This window comes from Paraburkholderia sp. RL18-085-BIA-A, from assembly GCF_046027075.1.
In the GTDB taxonomy this organism is placed as follows: Bacteria; Pseudomonadota; Gammaproteobacteria; order Burkholderiales; family Burkholderiaceae; genus Paraburkholderia.
In genome coordinates, this window is sequence record NZ_JARESU010000232.1 from 1 (window position 1) to 8,277 (window position 8,277).

The 8,277-nt window shown below is 57.2% G+C and carries 10 protein-coding genes and 4 pseudogenes; 4 read left to right on the forward strand and 10 right to left on the reverse strand.

All coding sequences use genetic code 11. The features are described from left to right. Window positions 1-266, forward strand: a pseudogene (locus P0D89_RS49255) (LacI family transcriptional regulator); the annotation flags it as partial. A gap of 181 nt (window positions 267-447) precedes the next feature. Here P0D89_RS49255 and P0D89_RS49260 read toward each other — a convergent pair. From P0D89_RS49260 to P0D89_RS49280, 5 genes and pseudogenes are all read right to left on the reverse strand, one after another. Continuing rightward, window positions 448-840 (reverse strand): annotated as a pseudogene (locus P0D89_RS49260) (SOS response-associated peptidase family protein); the annotation flags it as partial. Window positions 841-991: 151 nt separating this feature from the next. Further along, a complete protein-coding gene (locus P0D89_RS49265; RefSeq protein WP_408369990.1) occupies window positions 992-1,618 on the reverse strand; it encodes a class I SAM-dependent methyltransferase in 627 nt (208 codons plus the stop codon). A 166-nt stretch (window positions 1,619-1,784) separates the two neighbouring features. After that, window positions 1,785-2,000 carry a GDCCVxC domain-containing (seleno)protein gene (locus P0D89_RS49270; RefSeq protein WP_408369987.1) on the reverse strand — a complete coding sequence of 72 codons (216 nt, stop codon included), beginning with the start codon at window positions 1,998-2,000 and terminating at the stop codon, window positions 1,785-1,787. Further along, complete coding sequence (gene merP, locus P0D89_RS49275) at window positions 2,000-2,284, reverse strand: mercury resistance system periplasmic binding protein MerP (RefSeq protein WP_408369984.1); 285 nt, start codon at window positions 2,282-2,284, stop codon at window positions 2,000-2,002. Before merP ends, P0D89_RS49270 begins: the two co-directional genes overlap by 1 nt. 9 nt (window positions 2,285-2,293) lie before the next feature. Beyond that, on the reverse strand, window positions 2,294-2,644 hold the full coding sequence (locus P0D89_RS49280) for a mercuric transporter MerT family protein (protein ID WP_408369979.1): 351 nt from the start codon (window positions 2,642-2,644) through the stop codon (window positions 2,294-2,296). Window positions 2,645-2,711: 67 nt separating this feature from the next. Here P0D89_RS49280 and merR point away from each other — a divergent pair, with 67 nt between their 5' ends. Continuing rightward, entirely contained in the window at window positions 2,712-3,122 is a 411-nt protein-coding gene (gene merR / locus P0D89_RS49285) for a mercury resistance transcriptional regulator MerR (protein WP_408369976.1), read from the forward strand. Between the two features lie 8 nt (window positions 3,123-3,130). Here merR and P0D89_RS49290 read toward each other — a convergent pair. Next, window positions 3,131-3,978, reverse strand: a pseudogene (locus tag P0D89_RS49290) (branched-chain amino acid ABC transporter substrate-binding protein); the annotation flags it as partial. Beyond that, window positions 3,878-4,288 (reverse strand): cupin domain-containing protein, encoded by a 411-nt coding sequence (locus P0D89_RS49295; RefSeq protein ID WP_408379145.1) that lies wholly within the window; start codon window positions 4,286-4,288, stop codon window positions 3,878-3,880. The pseudogene P0D89_RS49290 and the gene P0D89_RS49295, both read right to left, overlap by 101 nt. Here P0D89_RS49295 and P0D89_RS49300 point away from each other — a divergent pair. Together P0D89_RS49300 and P0D89_RS49305 are read left to right on the forward strand one after the other, a co-directional pair. Then, the gene (locus P0D89_RS49300; protein WP_408379148.1) at window positions 4,172-4,693 is read left to right on the forward strand and encodes a hypothetical protein; all 522 of its coding nucleotides are present in this window, start codon (window positions 4,172-4,174) and stop codon (window positions 4,691-4,693) included. The genes P0D89_RS49295 and P0D89_RS49300 overlap by 117 nt on opposite strands. A gap of 1,476 nt (window positions 4,694-6,169) precedes the next feature. Then, on the forward strand, window positions 6,170-6,529 hold the full coding sequence (locus P0D89_RS49305; protein WP_408369973.1) for a response regulator transcription factor: 360 nt from the start codon (window positions 6,170-6,172) through the stop codon (window positions 6,527-6,529). A 320-nt stretch (window positions 6,530-6,849) separates the two neighbouring features. On the opposite strand, the gene hfq is transcribed toward P0D89_RS49305, so the two are convergent. The 3 genes and pseudogenes from hfq to P0D89_RS49320 all read right to left on the reverse strand — a co-directional run. Then, complete coding sequence (gene hfq, locus P0D89_RS49310; protein WP_408369970.1) at window positions 6,850-7,116, reverse strand: RNA chaperone Hfq; 267 nt, start codon at window positions 7,114-7,116, stop codon at window positions 6,850-6,852. A 403-nt stretch (window positions 7,117-7,519) separates the two neighbouring features. Further along, window positions 7,520-7,723: a cold-shock protein gene (locus P0D89_RS49315; protein ID WP_408369966.1), complete on the reverse strand. Its 204-nt coding sequence runs from the start codon at window positions 7,721-7,723 to the stop codon at window positions 7,520-7,522. A gap of 451 nt (window positions 7,724-8,174) precedes the next feature. Next, window positions 8,175-8,277, reverse strand: a pseudogene (locus tag P0D89_RS49320) (beta-ketoacyl-ACP reductase); the annotation flags it as partial.

The following is an 8,277-nucleotide window of genomic DNA, read 5'->3' on the forward strand; positions in this document are numbered from 1 at the left end:
CATTTGAAGGGGTGGTCCAGTTCACGTCAACGTTGTCGCCCGACGCGTGGAAGTCTGCAGTTGTTGGCTGCTTCGACTGGGACCCATTCGCGGCAAATCTACCCTTCGACGTGACCATGTTGCGGCAGGACGTGCAAACAATCATTTCTGAAGCGTTCACGTTGGCCGAAAACTATGACCCGACGGACCGGTCGCTGATTCTCGTGCCAACAGGTCTGGGCAAGAAGTTTAAAGAAGCCGAGCAAACGAAGGAGTTTGACCGATAGCTTCGGTCTGGAAATGGTTGCGGTCACAATCACCCACGTAGTTTCTGAAGCGTGACCGCGAAGACGCAGTCGACGGATGGTATGACGAAGGCCATGCTTGCCAACGATGCATGCCACTGCCGCTGTTGGCTCCTGCTGGCTTTGCGGGCACATCACCGGCTGGCTGGAATGTGACAGTCTGTCATGCAGCCAGTCGATGCTCGTAGTAAGGGCGGTCCCTGTCATCAAGTATTGCGTACAGAGCCGCGAGGTTCGACGCATCCGGCTTCAACCTGGCGTCTATGTTTTCCGGTTTTATCGGAATGATGCACCGGTCGTGACCGGCGGCGGCGACCTCAGGCGGGGGCTCGTCTGTAGTGGCCGCAAATGACAGCAAGTCCGGTTCGACGGGTGCGCCCCATCGAGTCCAAAGGCAAACGATATGCATCAGCTCCCCGTTGCTCGGGCGAAATTCCAAAACAACATTTTCGTCTCGCTCGTGAGTCTCGAGTAACGTCCCCTCCCTCGTGGACTTGCGGACATTTTCATAAAACACGTCCACAAGCATTACGCCGTGCGTGTGTCCGAACAGTGGTCAACCAGCGCTGCGGACCAGACGCTTTCGCTACTTCACCAATGTTCATCTCAGCCGCCTTCGCCTATCGATCACTGGCATACGACATACGCCGACCAAGCTTAACGCTGACGCCCGAATTCAATTGCCGCCACAGCACCACCGGAGCGACTTAGCTCAGCACCGTTGAAATTTTGCAGTAGCAGTACGTGAACTGCTGAATCGAGCCCGTCGGTGTCTGATGTAGCTCTGTCAAATGCTTCACGAGTTCAAAGCTGGGGCCGAATTCATCATGAAGAGCGTCGGGGTCATACCGAACGACGTCAAGCCCACTGCACCTGGTCGGACCTTCTGGACCGAAGGTTGCGACGATGACGCGGCCGCCGGACCTAACGGCTTTTGCGACTTGCCTCACATATGCTGCGCGCTCATCTGCATCTTTCAAAAAATGAAACACGGCTCTGTCGTGCCACACGTCATATTCGTGGCGAACGAAAGGAAACGTCGTCACATCCCCACACAGCCAGCCTACGTCAGCCGAGTTATCTCCAAGACGCGCTCTTGCCACGGCCAACGCCGTCGAAGAAATATCAAGAACAGATGGCCGCTGATAGCCGCGCGCCAGCAGGTCATCGACCAACGTAGACTCGCCGCCGCCGACATCGATGACGCGGGCGTCCCGATTCGGGGCAGCCTCCTCGATGAGTTGAAGTGACAACTCCAGGTGAGGCCGATACCAACTGACCTCTGTCGGCTGCTTGCTTTGATAGACCGCTTCCCAATGAGCTTCCGATTTCACGATTTTCTCTTGTGCTGTCCGGTTTCGTTATAGTAACTGAGGCGCCCGCGGTGCGTAATTGTTCAAACCGCCCGCCGCGCCGGCTCGCTACCCGCCGGAGTGCCAGCATCCGGAAGGACGGGCTGATTCAGTTCACGCCATGAAGACAGGCCACGACGCATCTGGGTTAATCAGCGCAACACGAGTCAGACTGCTGTGTCGGAGGGCACCTGCGGGTGCCGTATGAGCAGTACACGCAGCAATCTCCGGGCTTCGGGCTGAGCACTGTCTTGCAAAACTCGCATTCGTAAAACCACACACAGGAATCGGTGGGCATCGTCTCTTCTTTCCTGTGCCCGCACGCCGGACACGTGATGTTCGAATGCAGCACGACTGAAGCCATCACTGCACTTGCTTTACGTGAGACGGATAGCCAGCGTCGGCCGTAGCGTTCGTCAATGCGTCGACAGAAGCCCGCTCCGGGTCGAATACCACCTCCGCACGTTTGCTTGGGAAGTCGACCTTGGCCGAGGTCACGCCGGGCACTTTCTCAAGTGCCTTGCGAACCGTAATCGGACACACAGCGCAATCCATGTTCGTGACGTCAAGGGTGACCGTGCGAAGCCCCTCGGCCAGGGCCGTGGCGGTCAACACCGTCGCGACGAGTACGGCAATCAGTTTCTTCATGGCAGGTACTCAATAGAAGAGCGGCGCATACAGGGGGAACGACATCAGCGCGAGGGCGGCCGGCATCACGACCCAGAAAATGACGCGCTGACGACGTCGTACCGAAGACACCGCGCAAGCTTCGCCCACGGCACATACTTCGGACCTGGCGTAGAGCCTGCGAATAGCGACCGCGAAAAAGGCGATGGATATGGCGACAAATAGGGGTTGGAATGGCTGCAGTGCGGTCAGGCGCGAGCCCCAGGCGCCCCCGACTCCCAGCATGACAAGGAGCAAGGGGCCTGCGCAGCAAGCGGATGCTCCAAATGCGGCAGCGATTCCGGCTAGCAGGGAGCCGGTGGTGGCCCAACGAGGTCGCATGGCACTTCCTTTTCGGACTGGTTGAGTCTAGTCTAGGTGCGTACCTGAGTACGGAGTCAAGCGAACCATGCAGGAAATGACCATCGGACAGCTGGCTGAAGCGGCAGAGGTCAACGTCGAAACAGTGAGGTACTACCATCGTCGCGGGTTACTGCCGGCGCCACCGCGCCCAGCCGGCGGCATCCGCCGATACCCGATAGCCGTCCTGACCAGGCTTCGCTTTATCAGGCGGTCCCAGTCGCTCGGCTTTTCGCTCGATGAGGTGGAAGCCCTGTTGTCTCTGCACGATGGTCAAGCGTGCAACGCCGCACGCGCTATCGCCGAACACAAACTCGTCGACGTGCGCCAGCGCATCCAGGATTTGTCCATGCTGGAAGCCGCGTTGGCAACACTGGTACAGCGCTGCTCAACGTCGAAAGGCAAGGTGTCGTGCCCACTCATCGACACGCTCATGAACGACGGTGAGATGACCCAGTGAGCGCGTTATCTTTTCCTGAATTTTGCCGCGAACGCCTTTCCCTGAGAAAGCGACTCGACAGGCCGTCCGTACTCCCACGCCATCGCGCCTTCAGCAGCACTGCCCGCAACGCTGATGAAGATGCTGTCGGCGATACCGCCGCTTCTTACGAACTGTGTCCGCATGCCGAGTTGTTTCGTGCGTTTAGTCAACAGTGCAGCCTGGTTATCAAGGCCGGCAATGTACAGGAGGTCGGCATTCGCCGCCTTGATATTCGTGAGTTACGCGTTGAACTCCACGGCCTTGTCGTTCGTGTATTCCGACGCGACAATGTGTCCACCGGCCGCGACGACGGCCTTCTTGAATTCGTCTACAGCACCCTGGCCAAATGCCGTGCGGTCATCCATCACGGCAATGCGCTGTGCCTTGGTGACCGTTACCGCATACTTTCCTGCATTCCCGGAGTTCTGGGCGTCGGTGGCGATGATCCGAAACACGTTCTTCAGGCCTTGCCGGTTATAGCCGGGTTCGTGGCCGCCGGGTCAATCAATGGAATGCCAGCCTTTGCAAATATCGGTGACGTGGGTAACGCTACGCCGGAGTTGTAGTAGTCCACCACGGCCACCACCCCGTCGTCGACCAGTTTCTGGGCCACCTGCACACCAATGCGCGGGTCACCCTGGTCATCGACGGAGTCCAACTCGAAGCGCACCTCCCGTCCGTCCAGCTTGGGGTGCTGCGCGTTAGCTTCTTCGACGGCCAGGCGAACGCCATTCTCAATGTCCTTCCCGTTGGCAGCTCCGGCGCCGGTCAGCGGTGCTGACACGCCAATCTTCACAACCTGCTGGGCAAAGGATGGGTTGCTCGCAAGTACCATCGCGACGGCGGTCAGCCCGGCGGTAAAAAAATTTTCTTGAGCCGTTGCGCATCGGTTTACTCCCGGTGATGACTCTGGCGTGCGTGCCTTGTGGTTGAGAAACGATGGTCGACCCGGTATGAGCAACGACCAGTACCGTACAGCCCTCTTTCGATGAGGTGCTATGTCGCGATCCCGCTGGGTAGCACACCGTATGTCCCGGAAGGAAATCCGTACCGTCGTCGTCTGTGAACGCACCATCGAGAATCAGAATCAGCTCGGTCGAGTCGTGCAGGTGCTCGAACGAGCGCGCCCCTGGTTGCAGGCGCATCCAGTAGCTGCTCCAGGCTCCATTCTCATCATCGGCAACTGGAATCCAGAAAAAGCCAGGAAGCACTGCATCCCCAATCTTCATAGGCCGCCGGTCGCGCTCATCAATCGAATACCAACGGCGGCCGTTCTTGACCTTCAATCCGAAGAGAACCATTTCATCGCGCATTTTCCAGGTAGCCATTTTCTGTCGGTTCCGGTGAATGAAAGAAGAAACCTGTCTTGTCATGCCTCGGTCACTTGCTGCTTTCGCCGTCGAGGCACTCGACGTCAATCTGTCAATTGCGTGCCCGCCAGGTTGCGGCCATTGTTGGCGATTGCTGGCGATTGCTGGCGATTGCTGGCGATTGGCTCTGCGGTCGCGCCACTCGATAAGCGTTCGGCGATTCGCCAAATTCCTTTCTGAACTCACGACCAAGATGAGAAGCGTCGAGAAGCCGCAGGACAAGGCAATATCGGCGATGCTCAATAAAAACTTGCAGGACTACCGGCCCGAGATGGCTCATGATCTGCGAGCCCGGGCAACATGTTCGCAAGCACTCGCTACGTCGGGTAGGGACGGCCGTTGCCCTGGTCGGCTTCCTATATGGAAAATTCGCGGCACCGCTGGACCAGAAGTGCCTGACCTATTTTCAGTTGGAAGGCGCAATCGCCGGTTGTGCTCACAGCCCTGTTCACAGAGCCGGCAGACCGGGCAAGCGTATGTAGTTTTCGATGAGCCTTGGCAGGTCTGTCTCGTCGGGCAGCGTGCCCAGCGGCTGTGTGTCCCGAAACAGATGCAATGGCAAACCACGAATACGGCGGAAACCATTCCGCTCTCACTGTGACGCCACCGATGACTCGTAGCCGTCCCGTATCACTGAGGAATTCAGCATGAATCTTTCCTCCACCGACGCCTTTGCTGGCGACAACTGGCACTGACCGAAACATGATGCTCGCCTGCGGTCTCTGGCTGCTAAAAAGCGGATTCTCGTGTATTCAGCTATCCATAATAAATAGAACACGGCCTCGGCGTTTGCGCCGACCCTTTTAGTCGGCGACGAAGACTAAGGTGACTGATGATCTGAGGCATTGAGAGGCAAGTTGCATGCCGTGCGTAGTCGCGTGATTGTCGTCAAAGAAAAGAGAGGAACGGCACATTGGAGCCCCTCTCGAATTGGCAGAAGGTTTGCGCCCGACCAGACGTTAGATGGGGCTGCGGTCAATCTCGCCACGTTAGGTCAGCTTACACATGCCGCCGTTATGCATGAGCTACGTATCTTCCGACGGAGGTTGTGAGACTGGCGAAGGCGTGCCAACGTCTGCTGCCACCTTTCAATCCTGCTCTCCCGTGTTCCTTCGTTGAGCAAGGCTCTTTTTCATCTGTCGACCATGCCTCTGCGCTGTAGATATACCAACGTATAAACGGGATACGCGAACGTGGCGTCAGCGTATCCATCTGTAGAGTAGACTGGCCTTTCACCAAACCTTACTCTTCTCTTACCGAAGCAGCGCTCGCAGTTACCTCAGCACAAGCTCGCTACGCGGCCCGACGACCTCATTGCCTTTTGGATTACCTAGCCCGACTGGTTCTCAACTTGAATGTACTCAAGGAATCGGCGCGTTAACTGCTCTGCACTACTGGATATACATCGGAAACAACGCGTTTGCGGAGTACACGCTTGTGCCCGGACTCGGAAGGAACATCTGTCGCCGTGCTGTGGACGCTTCCGCAGCATGCGTCCAGGACCCTGAGGTGAGAGATTATGCGGCCTCATTCGTTACTGGGACTGATGACCAATCGCTTTCGCTCGACCGGCGCATTGGCACCTGTGAACGGCAGTCGGGCCGACGCGTGATGAATGCGATGCCGGCGCTTACCACATCCTCACAGCACGCAAAAATGAAAACCATTCTTATCGTAGAAAGCGAACCCAGCATCGTGACCGCATGGAAAAGTGTCCTTCAACTGGAAGGCTATCTAGTCCTGACAGCCAGCAATGGCCGTGAGGCGCTTTTCTCCGCCAATGGAAGAAAACCCGACCTCATCATTACAGACCGGTCGATACCACTAACGGGTGGCGTTGAGTTTTGCCGCCACTTGAAGCAAGGACCAGAATTCTCGCGAGTTCCAGTCATTCTCACCAGCCCTGAACATTTAAACCCGTCCGATGCAGGAGTAGGCGACAGTTTCTTGCTTAAGCCCGTGTCCATGGACATGCTGCTAGCAGCGGTACGACGCCTTTTGAACGCGTATTCATGACGTTCTGTAATATCCTGCTGGATGGCGTCGCCTAGCATCCTTCCGAGACGCCAGCTTCGACCTGGTCGCCGGGCGCATCAGCTGGATGCGGAAGCCGGCGGCTTTTAAGCCGGAGCGGGTGCTCAGCACCGGCGTTGTCACCATTGGCGTCGCAGCACGACGATAGGGCCCAGGCGGGGCGACCTGGCTGTGGTTAAAGACAGAGCGCTTCACACCAGGAGACACGGGGGAAGCCGAACTCTGGTAGCCGGGGGCAATGATAAAACGCCCGCAGCAAACCGTTCAATGAATCGGCTGCGATTGTACGCAAGGCTCGTGCACTACGCACGCGAGTGTTCCGCCTGATTGTCTTCCGCATTGGGAAGCGGCCGTAGCACCCGCCCCCCTGCATTAGGCATCACAGTAGAGATTGCGTGCTTGAATATCATCTGGTGTCCGGAAACGGACTGCAGGATAACTACGTATGAGTCGAACGACGCGACCTGGCCGCTCAATCTGATTCCGTTAATCAGGTAAACGCTTGCGGGAGTCTTTTCCTTGAGTAGTGACTGCAGGAATTCGTCTTGAACTGAGGCTTGATTTGACATATTGTTCTCCGCCGTCGGTTGCCGCCCGTGACAATGTACGCTTACACTTTCAAAGAACGAGTGAGGTGTTTTTGGCGATTTCGACCGCTAGCTGCACTACGTTTTCACACATGGATAACCTACTCGTGGACTCGGAGGGCCGGGCACAATAACAAATTTTGGTTACTTGTCCCGTCCTGATATCGTCCGCGAACAAAACATCCCGCACGTAACGGCAGGCCAAGCGCCGTCCTGGTTGCCTCAGAAGATGAAGCGGGCCCAACAAGAAACTGCAACACGAGAGTCTCCGTCCGACCAGATGTGCAGTCAGCCGCACCGTCATTCGTCAATAACGGTGCGCGCGGAGAAGCCGCCCCCCAAGGGAACGGCCCAATGGCTGCGGGAAGGCTGGTGTTTGGGCTTGTTACAGCGGCGTGATGTTTGCAGCCTGTTTGCCCTTGGGTCCTTGCTTGACCTCGAAGCTCACCTTCTGCCCTTCCTGCAGCGACTTGAAGCCCTCTGCCTTCACTTCCGAAAAATGCGCGAACAGGTCGTCACCCCCGTCGTCTGGCGTAATGAAGCCAAAGCCCTTCGCATCGTTGAACCACTTCACAGTACCGGTTGCCATGCTCATTCCTCATTGATTGATTAGACATCGCGCGAGCACCCTCGCGCGTACGAGAATTCAGGGAAAAGTGGAAGAACAACCGGAGGAGTATCGCTGCAGGGCCAAATATACGAACGGCCCGTAACTGCCACCTGAAGCCTGTATTGACGTCTATCGAAATTTATACGACGGCTCGCCGTGAAGGTCAATCAGCGTTTATACGTTCCTGCTCGCACTGCGAGGCGCGAGTCTTCGTCATCCAGAGTCACTATCCGTCCAGGCAGGTGTCGTTGACCTCGCTGCCGATAACACTTAGCCAGGCGCGGCGCCACTGCATTGGAACAGGGTCTTGTTGTAGCGGCCGCCGCGAACCCCCGGGACCAGACAATCCACGAGACGTCCTGGCGGCTCTCAGCCAGGACGTCGAATTGTGAGGCGAGCATCCCACGATTCGTCTGTCGCCTCTTCCCCCTTAACCCATGTGCAGGCCACCGTTCAGCGAAAAGTCAGCCCCTGTGGCGAAGCCCGCTTCGTCGCTGGCAAGCCACGAAACAATCGAGGCAATTTCGGTAGCG

Coding starts and splice junctions, on each gene's coding strand:
- P0D89_RS49280 (WP_408369979.1), bottom strand. CDS start 2,644: ATGCGACCTCGTTGGGCCACCACCGGCTCCCTGCTAGCCGGAATCGCT.
- hfq (WP_408369970.1), bottom strand. CDS start 7,116: ATGTCAAATCAAGCCTCAGTTCAAGACGAATTCCTGCAGTCACTACTC.
- merP (WP_408369984.1), bottom strand. CDS start 2,284: ATGAAGAAACTGATTGCCGTACTCGTCGCGACGGTGTTGACCGCCACG.
- P0D89_RS49315 (WP_408369966.1), bottom strand. CDS start 7,723: ATGGCAACCGGTACTGTGAAGTGGTTCAACGATGCGAAGGGCTTTGGC.
- P0D89_RS49305 (WP_408369973.1), top strand. CDS start 6,170: ATGAAAACCATTCTTATCGTAGAAAGCGAACCCAGCATCGTGACCGCA.
- P0D89_RS49295 (WP_408379145.1), bottom strand. CDS start 4,288: ATGCGCCTGCAACCAGGGGCGCGCTCGTTCGAGCACCTGCACGACTCG.
- merR (WP_408369976.1), top strand. CDS start 2,712: ATGCAGGAAATGACCATCGGACAGCTGGCTGAAGCGGCAGAGGTCAAC.
- P0D89_RS49270 (WP_408369987.1), bottom strand. CDS start 2,000: ATGGCTTCAGTCGTGCTGCATTCGAACATCACGTGTCCGGCGTGCGGG.
- P0D89_RS49300 (WP_408379148.1), top strand. CDS start 4,172: ATGTCCCGGAAGGAAATCCGTACCGTCGTCGTCTGTGAACGCACCATC.